This window comes from Dactylosporangium sp. NPDC049140 (assembly GCF_040648435.1).
The window spans coordinates 1-19,515 of sequence record NZ_JBEZDS010000035.1 but is presented as its reverse complement, the minus strand read 5'-3'; the positions used below and the strand labels follow the sequence as shown (position 1 = coordinate 19,515).

General features: G+C 71.4%; 12 protein-coding genes. 7 read left to right on the top strand and 5 right to left on the bottom strand.

The genetic code is table 11. From position 1 onward, the window contains the following. The first annotated feature begins 87 nt into the window (after nt 1–87). Nucleotides 88–2,121, top strand: a complete 2,034-nt coding sequence (locus tag AB0B76_RS39595) for a BTAD domain-containing putative transcriptional regulator (RefSeq protein ID WP_360385359.1) — start codon at nt 88–90, stop codon at nt 2,119–2,121. Further along, nucleotides 2,063–2,296 (top strand): hypothetical protein, encoded by a 234-nt coding sequence (locus AB0B76_RS39590; RefSeq protein WP_360385357.1) that lies wholly within the window; start codon nt 2,063–2,065, stop codon nt 2,294–2,296. Before AB0B76_RS39595 ends, AB0B76_RS39590 begins: the two co-directional genes overlap by 59 nt. Before the next feature lie 185 nt (nt 2,297–2,481). Here AB0B76_RS39590 and AB0B76_RS39585 read toward each other — a convergent pair whose 3' ends face one another. Next, complete coding sequence (locus AB0B76_RS39585; RefSeq protein WP_360385355.1) at nt 2,482–3,444, bottom strand: AraC family transcriptional regulator; 963 nt, start codon at nt 3,442–3,444, stop codon at nt 2,482–2,484. 160 nt (nt 3,445–3,604) lie between these two features. On the opposite strand from AB0B76_RS39585, the gene AB0B76_RS39580 reads away from it, so the two are divergent. From AB0B76_RS39580 to AB0B76_RS39565, 4 genes are all read left to right on the top strand, one after another. Further along, entirely contained in the window at nt 3,605–4,666 is a 1,062-nt protein-coding gene (locus AB0B76_RS39580) for a saccharopine dehydrogenase NADP-binding domain-containing protein (protein WP_360385353.1), read from the top strand. Between the two features lie 284 nt (nt 4,667–4,950). Then, nucleotides 4,951–6,552 carry a family 20 glycosylhydrolase gene (locus AB0B76_RS39575; protein WP_360385351.1) on the top strand — a complete coding sequence of 534 codons (1,602 nt, stop codon included), beginning with the start codon at nt 4,951–4,953 and terminating at the stop codon, nt 6,550–6,552. A 59-nt stretch (nt 6,553–6,611) separates the two neighbouring features. After that, a complete protein-coding gene (locus AB0B76_RS39570; protein ID WP_360385349.1) occupies nt 6,612–9,272 on the top strand; it encodes a hypothetical protein in 2,661 nt (886 codons plus the stop codon). A gap of 361 nt (nt 9,273–9,633) precedes the next feature. Beyond that, entirely contained in the window at nt 9,634–12,606 is a 2,973-nt protein-coding gene (locus AB0B76_RS39565; RefSeq protein WP_360385347.1) for a vWA domain-containing protein, read from the top strand. 163 nt (nt 12,607–12,769) lie between these two features. Here the strand turns inward: AB0B76_RS39565 and AB0B76_RS39560 are convergent, their stop codons facing one another. Continuing rightward, the gene (locus tag AB0B76_RS39560) at nt 12,770–13,780 is read right to left on the bottom strand and encodes a molybdopterin-dependent oxidoreductase (RefSeq protein WP_360385345.1); all 1,011 of its coding nucleotides are present in this window, start codon (nt 13,778–13,780) and stop codon (nt 12,770–12,772) included. A gap of 42 nt (nt 13,781–13,822) precedes the next feature. Here AB0B76_RS39560 and AB0B76_RS39555 point away from each other — a divergent pair, with 42 nt between their 5' ends. Then, nucleotides 13,823–13,948, top strand: coding sequence for a hypothetical protein (locus AB0B76_RS39555; RefSeq protein ID WP_360385343.1), 126 nt, complete (start codon nt 13,823–13,825; stop codon nt 13,946–13,948). 97 nt (nt 13,949–14,045) lie between these two features. Here AB0B76_RS39555 and AB0B76_RS39550 read toward each other — a convergent pair whose 3' ends face one another. From AB0B76_RS39550 to AB0B76_RS39540, 3 genes are all read right to left on the bottom strand, one after another. Continuing rightward, nucleotides 14,046–18,362: an HAD-IC family P-type ATPase gene (locus AB0B76_RS39550; RefSeq protein WP_360385341.1), complete on the bottom strand. Its 4,317-nt coding sequence runs from the start codon at nt 18,360–18,362 to the stop codon at nt 14,046–14,048. Further along, on the bottom strand, nt 18,359–18,745 hold the full coding sequence (locus AB0B76_RS39545) for a hypothetical protein (RefSeq protein ID WP_360385339.1): 387 nt from the start codon (nt 18,743–18,745) through the stop codon (nt 18,359–18,361). The genes AB0B76_RS39550 and AB0B76_RS39545 overlap by 4 nt, the downstream gene beginning before the upstream one ends. A gap of 265 nt (nt 18,746–19,010) precedes the next feature. Further along, entirely contained in the window at nt 19,011–19,418 is a 408-nt protein-coding gene (locus AB0B76_RS39540; protein ID WP_360385337.1) for an SAM-dependent methyltransferase, read from the bottom strand. Between the last annotated feature and the right edge of the window lie 97 nt (nt 19,419–19,515).

Here is a 19,515-nt window from a genome sequence, read left to right as displayed (position 1 = left end):
CGCCGGCGCCGCAATCACCCGAGCGGCCGCCCGCCTGCGCGATGCGCTGAGTGCGGCAGGCCCGGTAGTCGTGCCGAGGTGGTGAGGTTGCTGTCTCGTGGTGAGGTGCAGTTCGCGGTGCTGGGGCCGGTGCGCGCGTGGCGTGGTGCCGGCGAGATCGACTTGGGTGCGCCGCAGCAGCGGGCCCTGCTGGCGTTGCTCCTGGTGCGTGCGGGACATCCCGTCAGCCTCGCTGAGATCGTGGATGTGCTGTGGGGCGAGGACCCGCCGACCACCGCGGTGAACGTGGTGCACCGCCACGTCGGTGTGCTACGGCGGCTGCTGGAGCCGGATCTGCCGGTGCGGGCGGCGGGCCGGTGGCTGGTGCGGTCGGCGGGCGGGTACCGGCTCGACGCCGACCCTGATGCCGTTGACGTGCTGCGGTTCCGGGCGCTGAGCCAGCAGGCCCGCCAAGCGACCGACGCCGACGCCGGGCGCGCTGCCGGGTTGTTCGCCGAAGCGCTGGAGCTGTGGCGCGGCGTGTGCGTGGCCGGGATCGATGCCGACGCCCGGGCGCATCCGGTCTTCGCGGCGGTGGAGCGTGAGTTCCTGGCCGCGGCGCGGGACGCCGCCGACGCCGGGGTGCGGGCCGGGCAGGTGCTCCGCCTGCTGCCGGCGCTGCAGGAGGCGGCGGTGCGCGCCCCGCTCGACGAGCCGCTGCAGGCCGGGCTCGTGCTGGCCCTGGCCGCGGCCGGTCAGCAGGCCGAAGCCCTCGCCGTCTACCAGCGGGTCCGCGAGCAGTTGGCCAACGAGCTCGGTATCGATCCCGGCGCCGAAATGGCTGCGGCGCACGCGACAGTCCTGCGTCGCGTCGCGACACGATCCGGTGCCGTTGTCCTCCCGCCTGAGCCGGTGCAACGGCCCCGTCCGGCCCAGTTACCGGCGGACCCGGCCACGTTCGTCGGTCGGCGGACCGAACTGGCCCGGGCGTTGGCGCTGCACGCGGGCGACGTGGCGGCGGCGACGGTGGTGATCAGCGCGATCGGTGGCATGGCGGGGGTGGGCAAGACCACCCTTGCCGTGCATTGGGCGCATCAGGTCGCCGACCAGTTCACCGACGGACAGCTGTACGTCAACCTGCGTGGCTTCTCGGCCGAGGCGGACGTGATGCGCCCGGAACAGGCGTTGCGCGGTTTCCTGGACGCGCTCGGCGTCGCGCCGCAGAGTGTTCCGACCGGGCTGGACGCGCAGGCGGCGCTGTACCGTAGCCTGCTGACCGGGCGCCGGATGCTGGTCCTGCTGGACAACGCCCGCGACGTCGAGCAGGTGCGGCCGCTGTTGCCGGGGGCCGGTGGCTGCCTGGCGATCGTCACCAGCCGTAGCGCGATGCCGGGTCTGGTCGCGGCCGAAGGCGCCCAGTCATTGACGTTGGACGTGTTGTCCGCCGAACAGGGCCGTGACTTCCTCGCCCGCCGGCTCGGTGCCGACCGGGTCGCGGCGGAGCCGGCAGCGGTCGAGCAGATCGTCACCCTGTGCGCCGGGCTGCCGCTGGCGCTGGCCATCGTGGCGGCCCGAGCCGTCACGAACCCGGCGTTCCCGCTGGCCGCTACCGCGAAGGAGCTGCGTGAGACACACGGCAGCCTCGACGCGTTCAGCGGTGCCGACGGGAGCATCAATGTGCGGGCGACGTTCTCCTGGTCGTATCGGACGCTCAGTCCTGATGCCATGCGGCTGTTCCGGCTCCTGGGCGGGCATCCGGGCCCCGATGTCGGCGTACCCGCCGCCGCGAGCCTGCTCGGCGTGCCGGTCCGGCAGGTCCGGCCGCTGCTGGCCGAACTGACCACCGCGCACATGCTCGTGCAGTCCTCGCCCGGCCGGTACGGGTTCCATGAACTGCTGGGGGCCTACGCCGCCGAACTGGCCGAGACCGTCGACGTGGCAGGCGAGCTGGACCTCGTGAAGCGCCGGAACGTCGAGTACTACCGGCGCACGGCGTTCCGCGCGGATCGGCTGCTCCAGCCGCAGCGCGTGCCTCCGCAGTTCGCCTCCCTGCCGGCCGCCGACCACGTCATCGCCGAACCATTTGAAGATCAACGCGCCGCGCTCGCCTGGTTCACCACCGAACGGGCGGACCGCGCGTGACGGATGGGACGTCGGGACGCAGTACCTCTGTGAGCTCGCCTGTGAGCTCTACCGGGCCGACGGCAACGACAACGGACACGCGAAGGCGCTCAACGAGGCCGGGCTCGGCTACGCCCACCACCACCACCTCGACGAGCACCACACTGCCATCGGCTTCCTCACCCGGGAGTTGTAGCTGTGCCGGGAGGTCGGCGACCGGCGCGGCGAGGCATCGGCCTGCTCCTCCAACACTCACCGACGCTGCCACTCGCCTCGGCCGCGAGGTAGCGACGGGGGAGGGCTCGCCGTGTAACGGGGTTGCGTATCCACCCGAGCACCACTTGTGATGTCAGGGCGTTGGCGTCGGTGCGCGGTGTCCGCCTATTGGCGACTCAACGCACGTGCCCGGGGGGCTGATTGCCGGAAGCCGCCGGGGGCTGACCCGTACTCGCGTTTGAACGCGTGGGCGAAGGCGTACTCGGAGCTGTAGCCGACCTTCCTGGCGACGGCGGCCAGCGGAGCGTCGCTGTCGCGCAGGAGCCGGGCGGCGAGGGTCATCCGCCACCAGGTGAGGTACGCCAGTGGCGGCTGCCCGACGAGTGCAGCGAACCGTCGGGCGAAGGCCGCGCGGGACAGTCCGGCACGCGCACCCATCTCCTCGACGGTCCATTGCCGACCGGGATCACCGTGGATGGCCCGCAGTGCCGCCGCGACTGCCGGGTCGCGTAGCGCCGACGCCCAGCCGCTAGCGGCGCCGTGGGCGGATTGTTCGTCGAACCAGGCGCGCAGGATGTGCAGCAGCAGCACGTCCAGCAGGGCGGGCAGCATGGCGTCGCCGCCCGGCCGTGGCTGCTCCAGTTCACCGCCGAGCAGGTCGACGGCGGCGCGTAGCCCCGGGTGGTGGCCGACCCGGGCCGGCAGATGGATGACCTCGGGCAGGTCGCTCATCAGCGGATGTGCCCGGGACTGGTCCAGCAGGTACGCACCGCAGAGCATGACTGGTCCAGCGGCCGGGCCGTTCGTCAGGTGCTGACCTGCTGGTTCCGTGTCCTCTTGACCGCGTGGAGTCTCGGCCAGTGACGCGGAGGCGTCCACCAGCGGGGTCGACAGGCTGTCGGCGAGGCCGTGGGCGGCTCCGTGGGGCAGGAATGCCACATCCCCTACCCCGAGGGCGATCAGTGCGCCGTCTGGTGGGAACAGCCAGCACGATCCCTGCAGGACGATGTGGAAGCCAGCCCCCGCGACCGGTGGGACCCGCGTTCCGAACGACGCGGGCCGGCGTACCCGGCCGGAGTGCGGTTGGCCGGTGCGCATGGCGGTGACCGCGTCGGAGAGCACATCCATTCGGTCAGCGTATCGCCGCGAACCGCAGCGAAGACGGTCGCGCATTAGCCAGAGACGTGCACGCATTGGGACTCTCTCCACGCCGCCATACGGTGAGTCACAGGCGAGCTGGTCAGCCACCTCGCACGACATCACTTATCGCTCGAACCAGGAGATCCACGTGAAGATCGCCGTCTACGGCGCAAGCGGCTACCAGGGAAAACTGGTCCTCGCGGAACTGGCCCACCGCAACATCGACATACTGCTCGTCGGCCGTAACGCCACCCGCCTGCGCGGGGCCGCGACGACTGTGGGGATAGCCGACGCCGGACAGCGGGTAGCCGACACCGACGACCATGGCGCCCTGGTGGCAGCCTTCCGCGAATGCGACGCGGTCATCAACTGCGCCGGACCATTCACGAGCTCCGGCCACGCCGTGGTTCGGGCGGCCATCGCCGCCGGCAGTCACTACGTCGACACCGCCGGCGAGCAGCTCTACCACAAGACAGTCTTCGACACGTTCGGCGGCGACGCGGAACGCGCCGGGGTCACCGTCGTCCCCGCCGCGAACGACGCCTGCGTCCCCGGCGACCTGATTGCCCGCCTGCTCGCCGAGCGCGTCCAGCCGATCGAGGAGATCACCGTCAGCCACTTCATCGTTGGCGGGGGAAGTTCCCGCGGATCACTCCGCTCGGTCGTCGAGACGATCGACGTGATCAAGGCGGGCGGCCTCAGCTACGACGACGGTGACTGGCGTACCGGCACCCCCGCCCGGCACGCTTCGGTCACTCTTCCCGGCGCCTCGCAACCGACCGAAGTAATGAAGTTCCCAATAGCAGAGGTGGTCACGATCCCACGCCACACGCAGGTCCGGCATGTCGAGAGCCTGGTCGGCGCCGCGCTCGGCGCCCGGTTGGGCACCCCGCTCACTCCGCAGATCATCGACAGTCTGCCCGAAGGGCCCACCGAGGAGGACCGACGTACCCAACGGTTCACCTACCTCATCGACGCCGTCGGCCGCGACGGCCGATCAGCCCGCGGGGTCGTGCACGGCCACGACACCTACGGCATCACCGCCGTGATCGCCGTCGAAGCCGCACGCCGACTCGTCGCGGACGGCGCCAAGGCGGGCGTGCTCGCCCCCGCACAAGCATACGACCCGACCAGCTTCCTCAACTTCCTCGCCACACACGGAGTCAGCTGGACCATCACCGTCTCCGACCTCCCCACCGCCCAGCAATGACGACGAACGCGCACGACGCGGCGAACCTGCGGCCCGATCCCGGCGGCGTTACGGGCATGGCTCCCTCCCTGCGAGCCCTACGACAACGCGAGGACGGGTGTCCGGTTGTCCGAGGTAACCTTCCGGACCCGCTGCAGCGCGCGGGTCAGCTCCGCATTTGTAAAGGAGGTTGCCATTCAGAAGGGGTCGTGCCATCCTGACGTGACTGGGGATCGTGATATGTAGATGGCTGATGGTTGGTGCGAGCCCGTCGTCAGGCTGGCGCGTGCCGTGAAGGGACCGCCATGACCACCGCATCCCGTCGAACCCGTCTCACCGCCGCTCTTGCCGGCCTCGTCGTGACCGCCGGGCTGGTGTCCGCCACCGCAGCCCCCGCCGCCGCGGCCACCGCGGTCGCGTTCTCCACGGTGGTCCCGGCTCCGGTCTCCGCCACCGCCGCGCCCGGGGTCAGCTACGCCATCACCTCGGCCACTACCGTCTACGCCGCGCCGGGCTCCGCGCCGGCGGCGGCCATCGCCGACCAGTTCGCGGCGCGACTGCGGGTCTCGACGGGGCTGCCGCTGCCGGTCGTCACCACCGTCGCCGCCCCCGCCGACGGGATCGCCCTGCTGCTCACCGGCGCGCCGGCCGGCGTCGGCGCCGAGGGCTACCAGCTCGACATCACCGCGGGCGCGATCACCGTGCGGGCGAGCCAGCCGGCCGGGCTGTTCCGCGGCGTGCAGACCCTGCGCCAGCTGCTGCCGGTGACCGCCGACGCCACGACCGCGCAGGCGGGGCCGTGGCCGGTGCCGGGCGGGCAGATCATCGACTACCCGCGGTTCGCCTACCGCGGCGCGATGCTGGATGTCGCGCGGCACTTCTTCACCGTGGCGCAGGTCGAGCGGTACATCGACCAGATCGCCCTCTACAAGATCAATATGCTGCACCTGCACCTGTCCGACGACCAGGGCTGGCGCATCGCCATCAACTCGTGGCCCAATCTGGCGGCGTACGGCGGCGGTACGCAGGTCGGCGGCGGACCGGGCGGTTACTACACGCAGGCCGACTACACCGCGATCGTCAACTACGCCGCCGGCCGGTACGTCACGATCGTCCCCGAGATCGACATGCCGGGGCACACCAACGCCGCGCTGGCCTCGTATGCCCAGCTCAACTGCAACGGCGTGGCCCCTGCCCGCTACACGGGCACGCAGGTCGGCTTCAGCTCGCTGTGCGTGTCGCTGGAACTGACGTACACCTTCATCGACCAGGTGGTCGGGGAGATCGCCGCGCTGACCCCGGGCCCGTACATGCACATCGGCGGCGACGAGGCGTCCTCGACCACGGCGTCGGACTACGCCACCTTCATCGGCCGCGTCCAGCCGATCGTCGCCGCGCACGGCAAGACTGTCATGGGCTGGCACGACGTGGCCAACACGACGCTGCTGCCGTCCACGGTCGCCCAGTTCTGGGGCACCACCACCAGCAACGCGCCCCTGGCCGCCGCGGCCGCGAACGGCACCAAGGTCGTCATGTCCCCGGCGAACAAGGCCTACCTGGACATGAAGTACCGCAACAACACCAGGCTGGGTCAGAAGTGGGCCGGCCTCATCGACGTGAACACCGCGTACGGCTGGAACCCGGGCGCCTACCTCAGCGGTGTCGGCGAGACCGCCGTGCTCGGCGTCGAGGCTCCATTGTGGACCGAAACCATTGTCACCTCGGCCGACATCGAGTACATGGCGTTCCCGCGCCTGCCCGCGATCGCCGAGCTCGGCTGGTCGCCCTGGAGCACCCACAACGCCACCGCGTTCACGAGCCGCCTCGGCGCACAGGGGCCGCGCTGGCACGTCATGGGCATCAACTACTACCACTCGACCCAGGTCACCTGGCCGAGCGGTTCGTAACCGCCGACGCGGCCGCGACGCGAACGCGCCACGGCTCCGTACGCCTCGGGAGGTGTGAATTGTCCCGAATCAACCGTCCTTACCTGCGGGCTCTGACCGCGCTGCTGCTCACCGTAACCACCGTGCTGACCGTCGGCGCGCTCGGCCCGGGCGGCGCCTCGGCCGCCACGGTCGGCTCCACCGAGCTGACCTCGGGTTGGGCCCTGCACACCGCCACCGGCCTGGCCGACACCGGCGCGACGATCTCCCAGGTCGGCTACCCGACCGCCGGGTGGAACCCGGTCGCCCTGCCCTCCACCGTCCTGGCCGGGCTGGTGGCCAACAACGTCTACACCAACATCTACGCCGGCACGAACCTGCAGTCCGTGCCGGACCTGACCGGCCAGGACTGGTGGTACCGGGGTCAGTTCACGGCCGCGGCCGCGACGTCCGGCCAGGTGTACTGGCTGCGACTGCAGGGCGTGAGCTACCGCGCCCAGGTCTGGCTCAACGGCACCCAGCTCGACGCGAACGCCGTCGGCACCTTCGTCGAGCACGAGTACAACGTCACCGGCGCCATCCTGCCCGGCGCACTCAATGCCATCGCGATCCGGGTCACCCCGCCACGGCACGGCTGCAACGACCTGTCGGTGTGCACCGTCGACTGGAACCCCGAGGCTCCCGACATGAACGCCGGGATCTGGGGCCGCACGCTGCTCGACACGACCGGCCCGGTCGCCGTCCGGGACCCGTATGTGCGGACCGCGCTGCCGCTGCCCGCGACCAACGCCGCCGACCTGACCGTCTACGCCGACGCGATCAACGCCACCGCCGCGCCGGCCACCACGACCGTCACCGCGACCATCAGCAAGCCCGGCCAGCCGACGATCACCGCCAGCCAGACCGTCACGCTGGCGGCAGGGGAACGGCGCGAGGTCGTCTTCGATCCCGCCGGCTACCCCCAGCTGCACGTCGCGAACCCGCTGCTGTGGTGGCCGTACCAGTTCGGCAACCCCGAGCTCTACCAGCTCACGACGGCGGCGAGCGTCGCCGGGGCGCCTTCGGACAGCAAGACGATCAGCTTCGGGATCCGCCAGTTCACCGACTACCGCACCACCGTGCAGGGCACCTCGTTCGTCGGGTACAAGGTCAACGGCCAGCCGATCCTGTTCCGCGGCGGCGGCTACGTCTGGGACCTGCTGCAACGATGGAACACCAAGACGAACAAGACCCACGTCGACTACGTGAAGGCCATGGGGCTCAACACGATCCGCCTCGAGGGGACGCTCGGCAACCGGGAGCTGTACGACCTGGCCGACGCGGCCGGCATCATGATCATGCCGGGGTTCGTCTGCTGCAGCGCGTGGGAGAACGACAGCGGCTGGACGGCGGAGCAGACCACCGTCGCGCAGGCGTCGCTGAACACCCAGATGCGGGCCCTGCGCGCCCACGCCGGCGCGTTCATGTGGGCCTACGGCAGCGACCAGCCGCCGACGGCGGCGCATCTCACGGCGTACAAGAACATCGCCGCCGCCCTGCACTGGCAGAACCCGACCGTGGACAACGTGGCGACGTGGTCGAACGCGAACGCGGGCATGAAGATGGACGGCCCGTACAAGTGGGAGCCGCCGGTGCTGTGGTGGGACCTGAGCCGGGCGGGCTCCGCGTTCGGCGCCACCGGCGAGGAGGGCACCGAGGCGCCGCCGCCGCTGGAGAGCCTGTCGCGGTTCCTGACCCCGGCCCAGACCTGGCCGGTCGGCAACGCAACCTGGAACTATCACGTCGGCCGGGCCGGCAGCGTCTTCGACAACACCGACGTCTACAGCAAGGCGCTCAGCCAGCGGTACGGCACCACGACGAGCGCCGCGGACTACTCGAAGAAGTCCGAGGTGATGAACTACGAGAACACCCGATCGTTCTTCGAGGCATGGAGCGCCCGCCAGTACACCCAGTCCTTCGGCAGCATCTGGTGGATGCAGAACAACGCCTGGCCCTCGCTGCACTGGAACCTCTACGACTACTACTTCAAGCCAGGCGGTTCCTTCTACGGCACCAGGAAAGCGACCGAGTCGCTGCACATCGCCTACGACTACTTCACTCGCAACGTCTACGTGGTGAACTCGACCCTCGCCGCCCGGACCGGGCTCACCGCCACGGCCACGGTCCTCAACATCCCGGACCTGGCCCAGAAGTACACCACGAGCATCCCGGTCAGCGCGCCCGCGAACGCGTCCGCCTCGGTGCTGACGCTGCCGGCCGTCACCGGCCTGACGCCGACGTACTTCGTCCGCCTCCAGCTCAAGGACACCGGCGGCGCGACCGTGAGCGACAACCTCTACTGGTACTCCACCACGCCCGACGCGCTGGGCAACAAGAGCAACTGGTACTCCACCGCCGTCAAGACCTACGCCAACCTGACCGGGCTCAACAGTCTGCCCAGCAACACGGGCGTCGCCACGGCCGTGTCCCGGTCGGTCGCCGGCGGCCAGGAGAGGGTCACGATCACGCTCACCAACACCAGTCCGACGAACATCGCCTTCTTCCTGCGCCCGGAGGTGACCGCCGGCAACGGCGGAACCGAAGTCGTACCGGTCTCCTACACCGACAACTACCTCTCCCTCTTCCCGGGTGAGTCGAGGCAGATCACCGCGGCGTACGCCACCGCGGATCTGGGTGGCCTGCCCGCGTACCTGCGGGTTCGCGGCTACAACATCCCGACGGCCTCGCAGGTCGTGCCCTGATCCGTTGCCGCTGATCATGGCCCGGTGTGCGGTCCGGGGGCGCCGTCCGCGGCGCCCCCGGACCCCTGCCCAGACTGGCGCATTTCCTGCCCGGACCCGTACGCGTCCCCCACGAACCTCAACACTCGGCAACAAATGAATGTCGGTCATAAATCCGGCGAACAGCCGGTCTTTCCGCCATTTCCGCCCGCTTTGCGCGGTGCGACTCTTGAGCCGGAATATTCGCGGAATCGGCCAGCCGATTGGGCCGCCGTTCAATCCGCACGGCCCTGTCTCCTCCCGGCAGTGAGCGCAATCATGAAGCCGTTCATGACCGTCGCTCAAATTCTTTCGAGGAGGGCTCGTGTCCGCTTTTCCGCCTGTGCGGGCAGGCACAGGCGCGTTCCGGCGCCCGTCCTGGGTGGCCGCACTGCTGGTACTGGCATTGGCCGGTCTCGGCGTGCCGCTGCTCGGGCCGGCGACTCCGGCCGACGCCTTCGGCACGATCAACGGAACGCTTTCCTATCCGGGCGCCAAGCTGCAGCGCGCCGAGCATGAGAAGATCACCCGGGCCGCGCTGGCGTGCGCGCCGGGCGTGAAGTCCGACGGTTCCTGTTTCGAGCCGAATTCGCTGGACCAATTGGCCGGCAAGGGCGACGTTCTCGGCGCGGTCGGCACGCCGGACGCGGACGAATTCGACGATCACAGCGCGCACTGCGACAACGCGGACTATCTGAACGTTCCCGGATATCCGGCGACGCAGACCCGTGCGGTGGCCACGGCCACCCTGCTCGAATGCGTCCATCATCTGCAGGCGCGTTTCGTCCAGGGCGTCGGCGGCGCCGCCGGACTACTCGACGTCAACGGGGATGTCAAAATCGCCGAGGTCGATCTCACGAAGTCCTGCTCATTCCTGTTCAGCGTGCCCGGCCGGTCGAAATGCGAGGCGATCGAGGGGTTCGGCCGCGCGTTGCACGGTGCGCAGGACTTCTACTCGCACAGCAACTGGGCCGACGAGTCCGATCCGGCCAAGCCGATCGGGATCGACAATCCGCCGGGGCTGAACCTGGCCGCGCCCAGCCCGATCCTCAACCTCAAGGTCGGGGCGCCGACGCCGTCGATCCCGGTCGACCTGACCACCGGGTACTTCTCCGGCGCGCTTTCCGACAAGTGTCCGGGTACGTCCGGCCGGGTCACCCACGCGTGCCTCAACAAGGACAACACCGACATCAACCCGGTGACCGGCGTGGCCACCGATCCGCTGACCGTGCGCGGTTCCGTGCCGGGCAAGCAGAACGAGCAGAAGGCGGTCACGGCGGCGATCGCCGAGACCAAGCGGCAGTGGGCCGATTTCCGCGACTCCCTGACCCTCACCTACGGCGCCGAGAAGGGTCAGCGGATGGCCCTGGCACTGACCCAGGACCTGAAGAAGGTGGACCTGGTCTTCGCGATCGACACCACCGGCAGCATGTCGCCGTACATCGCGTCCGCGGTCGCCAACGCCAACACCGTGCTGGACAAGCTGTCCGGCCACGGCCCGAACTCGCGCATCACCGACTACCGCATCGGCCTGGTGGACTACAAGGACGTCGACTCCACCATCCCGAGCTGTCCACCGGACACCGACGCCTCGACCGACCTGCGGTTCACGAGCACCCGGGCGGACATCGTCGCCGCGCTCGGCACGCTGCCCGGCAAGGTGGGCGGCGGCTGTGACACCCCCGAGGACGTGCTGTCGGGCATTCAGGCCGCGGTGAACTTCCCCTGGCGGGACGGCGTCGTCAAGGCCATCCTCGTCATGGGCGACGCGCCCGGGCACGATCCCGAGGCGCACTCCGGGCTCACGTCGCAGTCGGTGATCGACGCGGCGAACGCGGTCGACCCCGCCTCGATCTACCCGATCCTGGTCGGCTTCGACTCGAGCGCCACCGCCTTCATGACCAGGCTTGCCAACGGTACCGGCGGCCGCACCTTCGACAGCAACGCGCCCGGCGGTGTCGGGCAGGCGCTGCTCGACGCGATCACCACGATCTCCTCGGCACCGGCCAGCGGCGACGTCACGCCACCGACCGTCACCGTCAGCTTCCCGGCCCCGCCGGCGGGCCAGGGTGGCGTGTTCAACGCGTTGCAGTCGCCGGTGACCGGTACCGTATCCGCGTCCGACGCCTCCGGAGTGAGCGCGATCGACTGCATCGACGGCGCGGGCGGGCTGGTCCTCGGTGACCTGACCGTCGACGGCTCGGGCCGGGCCACCCGGACCGTCACCGTCACCGGCGACGGCGAGCACCTGGTGCAGTGCCTGGCCACCGACGCGTCGGCGAGCGGGAACACCGGGGCCGCCGACGGATCGAAACCGGCCGCCTCGCTGCTGGTCGACTCCGTGGCCCCGGCGATCGGCTGCTCGGTCAGCCCGAGCCAGCTGACCCCGGCCGACGGACGGCTCGTCACCGTGGACGCGACCGTCACCGTCGACGACGCGTTCTCCGGCCCGGGCACGTTCAAGCTGCAGTCGGTCACCAGCAGCGAACCCGGCTCCGACAGCGGCATCCAGGGCTTCGACGTGGGCACGGCCGACACCAGCGGGCAGTTGCGGGCCGACGCCACCGGCAGCACCGGGCGCGTCTACACGCTGACCTACCAGGGCACCGACCTGGCCGGCAACGCGGCCGGCTGCGAGGCCGTCGTCACCGTCCCGCCGCGCACGGCCACCGGCACCATCGGCGTTGACACCATGGTGAACACCCTCGTGTCGTACTGTACCGAGAAGGTCGTATCCGCCCCGGTGACGACCACCAAGGGCGGCGAGTTGCTGCTCGCGTACGTCTCCTCGGACGGCCCGAGCAACGGCGTCCAGCAGGTGCAGAAGGTGACCGGTGGCGGTCTGACGTGGACGCTCGCGGCCCGCGCCAACGCCGTCAAGGGCACCGGGGCGGCCGAGGTCTGGCAGGCGTACGCCGCCGCTCCCCTGACGAAGGCCGCGATCCAGGCCACGATGAAGGCGACGGGGTACGACGTGGCCATCACGGTGGTCGCGTACACCGGCACGGCGAAGACGGTCGGGGCCACCTCCGCACGGGGGGCCACGACCGGGGCGGCCGCGGCGACCCTGACCACCACCGCGGCCGGCGCGCAGGTCTGGGCCGTGGGCCACGACTGGAGCCGGGCCGCGCCGCGCACGGTCCTGCCCGGTCAGCGAATGGCCGTGCAGAACCTGGACAAGCGCGTCGGTGACACGTCCTGGGTGCAGAACACCGCTGCCGTCCCCACCGCCGGCACGGTGGTGACGGTGGGCACCTCGGCACCGAGCACGGACCGCTGGGAACTGGCCGCGGTGGAGATCCGCCCGGCCGGCTGAGTCACGGCCCGGTGCCCGGTTGTCGCCGGGCACCGGGCCGCTCAGCAGCGGATCCCGACGGGCCGGTAATCGGCATAAAACTCAAGGTCGGCGGTGGCCACGCAGTGGATGGATGTGTCGGCTCTTGTTGTCGCTCTGCAGAACCACGGTCCGGGCGGCCGGCTCAGGTGAGTGGGAACACCGGCTGGGCCCATGGCGGTCGTCTTGACGGCTGGATGGACGTGACCCATTTGACCCACCAGAAGCCGCGGCGGCCGGGTGCGACGATGCGGGCCGGGAAACCGTGGCCGTATGACAATGGCCGGTCGGCCACGGCGGTTACCAGCCAGACGTTGGTGAGCGTCGCGGCGCCGAACCAGCGGCTGTAGCCGGTTGCTGAGCGGGCCTCGACGGTGCGCCAGCCGTTGTCGGGCACCCCCGCCGCGGCGAGCAGGACGCTGAGTCGCACGCCGTCCCACTGTTGTTCGCTGTACCAGCCGCTGGTGCAGTCGAGCACGGCCGTGAACCGCTCGTGCGGAAGGTCGTGTACGGCGGCGAGGTCGAATGTGGCCGTGCCGACCCGCATCGTCCACTGTGCTGGGTCGATGCGCTGGACACGGTCGTCGAGCCAGGCCGTCACGAGCAGCTCGGGCCTGGGCACGGACCCGCTGAACCGCCGGCCGTCGCCGGGTCCTTCGTCCCAGACGGCGGTGGCGGCCGCGGCGCCCGCGCCGAGGACGGCGAGCCGGAGCACTGCCCGGCGGTCGACGTCTGCGCGGCGCGGCCGTACGACGTGCGTACCGAAGTGGGCGGCGAGGACGGCGAGTGCGGTCACCGCCGCACCGACGTGGATCTGCATGAGCGTCAACGGGCCGACGTGTTCGAGGCGGCCGATTGAGTGGATCAGCCCGCTGGCGATGGTGGTGAGGACGAGGACCGCGAGCGCGATCGACAGCCACTTCACGGCGGGGCGCCGTCCGGGTCGCCGCAGTCCACGACGGATCACGACGTACTTCCACGGGGCGAGCAGCACAATGGCCAGAGCGCCGGCGGCGTGCAGTTGGATGAGGTCGAGCGGCCAGTCGACGCCGACGGTGTTCGCGCCGAGGCCGGTCACGACCCCGGCTAGCAGCAGGAGTCCGAGCACGAGGTCGACCCGCCGGCCACCCTGTCTGTTTCGGAGCTGTACGCCCATGCGATGACGCTAACGCGTGCAGAAGAAAATGCGAGTCGCAGCATGGCATCGGCGAAACCCGCCAAGAACGTGCTCGTTGACGTGTGGCTGATCTCGACCTTGGCGACACCGGCCGTCGAGGAGGCACCCGCCGGCTCACCGATGTCGGCTGACGAGTTCGCCATCTAGGTCTGGTCGTGGACCTCGCCCCGGTCCCCGCCGCCGACCTGGTGCGGGCGACCGTCCCGCGGACGGCGCACGAGCGGCCCACGCAGTCCGGGTGATGCTAGGGACTGTGCCCCGGCAGCCGGCGCGGCAGCCGCAACGCTCCCATCGTCGTGCCCGCGGCCGTCGCCGCGAGGACAATGCCCCAGGCGACGGGCCCCAGCGGCCGGCAGCCGAAGAACTGGCTCAGGCCAGGGGTCTGCACGACGCCGACGAGCGCCGCCGCGGAGGCGCCCGCCGCACCGAGGACTCCCCGGTCACCGCCGGAGAGCAGCGCGGTCTGGCCCAGCTGCGCGCCGACGAGGGAGGCGAGTGCCACGGTACTGGCCCGCCCGGCCGTCCCGGTGGCCTTGGCCGTCAGCCAGGCCCCGCCGGTGGCCGCCGAGGTCGCGACGGCGCGGCGGATCACGTCACCGGTCAGCGCCGCGCCGAGCGAGGCCTCCGGTCCTTCGCGGGCGAGCTGCTCCGAGCTGACGTGCCGCGGCGGCCGCGCGGCGACCGTGATCGCGGGCAGCAGGTCCGTCATGAGGTTGACGAACAGGATCTGCCGCGGGTTCAGCGCTGGTGTCGCGGAGACCACGGAGCTGCCGACGGTGAACAGGATCTCGCCCAGGTTGCCGCCGAGGAGCAGGGCAAGCGACTCACGTACCGACGCCCACATGGCGCGGCCCTCGACCACCCCGTCGGCGATCGTCTCGATGCGGCCGTCCAGCACGATCATGTCCGCCGACTGGCGGGCGGCGGCCGTGGCCTGCTCGCCCAGCGCGATGCCGACGTCCGCGAGCCTGATGGCGGGCGCGTCGTTGGCGCCGTCGCCGGTGACCGCGACGGCGCACCCGGCGCGGCGCAACGCGCGGACCACCGCGACCTTGTGCCCGGGGCTCACCCGCGCGAAGACCGACGCCTTGGCCACCAGCGCGTCGACCGTCGCGTCGTCGGCGTTGTCGAGCTCCGGCCCGGTCGCCACCGTCCCGCCGTCCAGCAGGTCGAGCTCGGCGGCGATCGCCGCCGCCGTGCTGGGATGGTCGCCGGTCAGCATGACTACCTTGATGCCGGCGCGCCGCAGCCGGTCGACCGCCTCGGCGGCAGTGGCGCGCGGCGGGTCGGCCAGCCCCAGGAGGCCGAGGAACTCCAGGTTGTCGACGCGTTCGTCGTCGAGGCGGCGCCGCGCCGACGCCGCCCGCTCCGCGATCGCGAGCACCCGCAGCCCCTGCCGGGCCATACGGTCGACCTCCGCCTCGATCTCCTGCCGGTCGGCCGGCGTCAGCGGCCGGGCGGTCCCGTCGAGGCGCCAGGTTACGCAGCGCGGCAGCGTGATCTCCGGCGCGCCCTTGACGCTGATCACCTGGCCCTTGCGTGCCGTGCCGAGAACGGCGTGAAATCCGCGCGTCGGCTCGAAGGGAAGCTCGCGGACGGGCTGCCAGTCCTCAGCATTCACGTCGGTGCCGACGCCCGCCGCCGCGGCGCCGACCACGACCGCCTGGTCGGTGGGGTGCGGCAACACCTCCTGCCCGTTGGGCACCGGGCTCGCTCGCAGCGCGGCCGCGAGGATCAGCTGGTGCAGCGGGGTGAGCCGCTCGGTCGGTACCTGCACGCGACCGTCGGAGAGGGTCCGCAACGCGATGCGTCCCTCGGTCAGGGTGCCGGTCTTGTCGAAACAGATCACGTCGATCCGGCCGAGCGCCTCCATCGACCGGGGATCCCGGACCAGGATGTTGCGTTCGGACAGCCGGCGGCTGGCGCTGAGCTCGGCCGCGGTGGCGATGAACGGCAGCCCCTCGGGGATCGCGGCGACCGCGAGCGCGACCGAACTGTTGATCGACTCGGCCAGCCGCCCCCGGAGCAGGCCGGTGGTGAGCAGCGCCACCGCCGCGGCACCCGCCGCCGGCACCGACGCCTTGGTCAGCTCGCGCAGCCGCTGCTGCACGCCGCTCTTCGGAGGTTCCTGCAGCGCCATCTGCGCGCCGCGACCGGCCTCCGTCCGCTCACCCGTCGCCACCACGATGCACGTAGCCGACCCGGCGGCGACCGTCGTCCCTGCGTACACCATGCTGGTGCGCTCGGCGACGGCGGCGGCACGGGTGGCGGCGACGCTCTTGGCGACCGGCACGGACTCACCCGTCAGCGAGGACTCGTCCATCTCGAGGCCCGAGGTGCCGATCAGGCGGCAGTCCGCCGGTACCACGTCTCCGGGCTCCAGCAGGATGACATCCCCCGGCACGAGCTCGTCGATGCCGCCGACACGCTCGACGCCGGCCCGGCGCAACCGGACCCGCGGCGTCGCCGCACTCAGCAGCCGGCTCAGGGCCCGCCGGGCGGCCACGTCCTGGACGCCCGAGAGCAGCGCGTTGGCCAGGATGACGGCGACGACCAGCGCCGCGTCGCTCTTCGCCCCGATCATGGCGGAGGCGCCCGCACCGGCAGCGAGCGGCAGCGTCAAGGGCGTGTCCAGTTCGGCCACGACGGTGCCGAGCAACCCCGGCGCTGCCGGCGTCTCGGCGCCTGGGGTCTCGGCACGTCGGCGCTGTTCGCCGGCCTCCTCGCCAATGCCCTCCGGCGACGTGTCCAGGATCCGCATGACCTCCTCGACGGGCAGCGCGTGCCAGGCGACGTCGGTAGCGGGTACCGGCACCGGGCGGCGGCCCAGGCCACGCGCCGACCACACACCGCTGAGGACGTTGGCCGCCAGCGCGATACCGAGGGCCACCGCTCCGCGGCGCGCGCCCCGCGGCGCCGGGTCGGCGATCCCGAGCAGCGCGCCGGCCAGCGAACCCTGCGACGCCACCAGGATGCTCCGCTTGCTCACCGCCTTGGCCACCGTCGCCGCTTCGAGCAGCAGCCAGGCCGGCTCCAGGCCGGGCCCGCCCATCAGGTGGGCGCCCCACGGCGGGCGGCGATCCTCCCGCAGTACGCCGAAACCGCAGTCCGCCGCGGCCAGCGCGATGTCGTTGCGCTCGGCGACGAGCATGATGACATGGCCGTCGCGCTGCAGCGCGCGGATCGACTCCGCCAGCCGGGATCCCCCCGCTACGGTGCCGTCCGCCGGCACCCGGCGACGAACCTCGGCCGACGCCCCGGCGAGCAGCACCCGCCCGGACCGGCGCCCGGCCGCGATCACGGCCATGGTCAACGGATCCAGCGCGGGCTCCACCAATACGAGCGCCACGGGCTGCCGGTCGCGGGTCAGTGCGTACACCTTCCCCCTGACGCCGTCGGCTGAGCGCGCGTCGTCGAGGACAGACTCCGGGATCGGTGTGTCCAGGCGCTGCGGTTCGGTGACCGCCCAGCCGCCGGCGTCCTCGCTCGTCGGTAACGCGCCGTGGTGGCCGTCGACGAGCCGTCTCGCGGCCTCCCAGGCGACCTCGACCGTGCCGTGCACTGGCACCACGTGACTGATCAAGTGGCGCTCCCCGGTCAGCACCCGGGCGTCGATCACCACCGTGTCGACCCGGTCCAGCCGGCGCAGCGCGGCCGGGTCGCGGACGAGCACGTCGCGGCGGGCCAGGAGACGGCCGAGCTCGGCCGCATACGCCTCCCGGCCGGCGTACACGGGAACCGGCGAACCGGCCGCAAGCGCCCGGGCCGCGCGCCGGACGCCGCTGGGCAGCAGCGCGACCCCGCCGGACACGAGCAGCGTCAGCGCGCTGATCCGGCGCGCGTACTGCTCGATCGACCCTTCTGGCAACGCCGCCGGCCGGGCGCCGTCCAGGCCGCCGGCACGGCTCGCGCCGGCCTCCCGAGGCAGCTCGGCCCCCCTGCGCTGCCACGTGTCCCGCTGTGCGGCTATCTCCCGCAGCAGGACGACCCGCAAGACAGCGTCCGCGAGCATGGACAGCCCCGCCTGGCCGATGGTGTCGATCGCCGCGGTCGCCGTGGAGACCGTCAGATCGGCCCAGTGGCGGCCGATGGCCCGATGCAGCCGGGCGCGCAACCCCGGTATGTGGTCGACCAGCGCGACGATGGCGGCCAGCTCACGCGGCGCCGCGGGCAGTCGCAGGCCCTGTGCCACGAACGCTCCGGCGGCACCGAGCAGGTCGACGACGAGCGTCACCAGGTGGCGGGTCTCCGCGTCGAGGTAGGTCGGCCCGGCCGCCCCCTCAGCGGGGACGTGGTCGGACTCGGCCGCCGCGACCGCTTCGACGAGGTCGTCGAACTCGAGCGTGTCCTCGTCGTAGCTGATCAGCAGGCGACCGAGGGCCGCGTTCCACGCGGCCCAGTCCACGCCGTGCAGCGTTTCAAGGGCCTTCTCGAGCAGCTTGCCGTGCTCGTCGCTGATCAGGTGCTCCCGGGAGCCGTACACCTCGATGTGGGCGAAGCCGTCCCGGGCCCAAGCTCTCCGCCGGCCGCGGTGCGCCCGGTTCCTCGGGGTCGCCGTCACCGTGCCGTGGCAGTGGCCGGACCGGCTGTCGCCCGCCGCTCGCCCTCCGGCGCCTCAGCGGGGCCTTGCGACTCGGCGCGCCGACCGGTGTGGGTCGCCACCCAGACACCGGCCGCGGCCGCTACGGCGACCGGCCATTCCAGCATGCCGAGCGCGGCCAGCGCGCCGACACCGCCGTAGTACAGCAGTGACTTGGGCTCCGGTACGGCGGACACGAGGGTACGCGTCGTCCACCTGACATTCGTGAGGACCGACCGCGCCGCCGGACCGGCCACGTGGACGACCGGCACCTTGACGTGCGGCATCGGGACGTCCTGCCAGGTCACCAGGTCGGACCCGGCCTCGGGCCGTGCGGCCTCACTGGCGGGCGGGACTTCCTTCACCTGCGTCGGCTGCGGCTCGGCCGCCGTTGTGGGGGCGGCCTTCTTCGCCGGGCTGCGGCGCCGGGCTTGCGCTGAGGGGCCGCTGACAGGACGGCTGTCATTTCTCGTTGCTGTGGTCGCCATGGGATGAGCACCTCCACCGGAGTCGGCCCGAAAGGAAGCGGCTACCCCGACGGTGCGGGATCTACCCACAGACCGGCGACGGGCTTGCCCGGTTAGGCCGGGCGGCTCACGAGGCGGCGGAACGCGGCGACGATGAGCGAGATCAGCAGGGCGCTGACCACCTCAACCGCGATCGCGGCGAGCAGTTCGGACATGGCGGTGCTCCTTCGGTTTGTCGTTGCGCCGGAAACGTAGGAGCGGTATGTGAACGGTGGGTGACCCTACCGGAAATCCAGGGTGTTCTGCGGGTGGCAGTGGCGCGTGCCTGTGGGGCTGTCCAGGATCGCTGCCGGGTTGCGCAGGTCTGCCTGCAGGTAGCCGATGGCGTCGCGGTGGGGCTGGTCAGCAGGGCGCGGGCGTGGGCGACGACCACCGGATCGTTGTCCACATACAGCACCCTGCTGTCCGGGCTGATGGCGCGGGGGAGGGCTTCGTGCACGTCGGGTGCGGTGCGGTAACCGGAACCGACGTCGAGGAACTGCGGGATCCCGGCTGTTCGAGCACCAGCCACGTCGGAGTAGATCGCTCAAGGAGCGGCCGGGCCTACCATGTGCAGTCCGGCGGCCATGGCGCCGCGCAGGTTCACGTTGCCGGAGATGCGTTGCAGG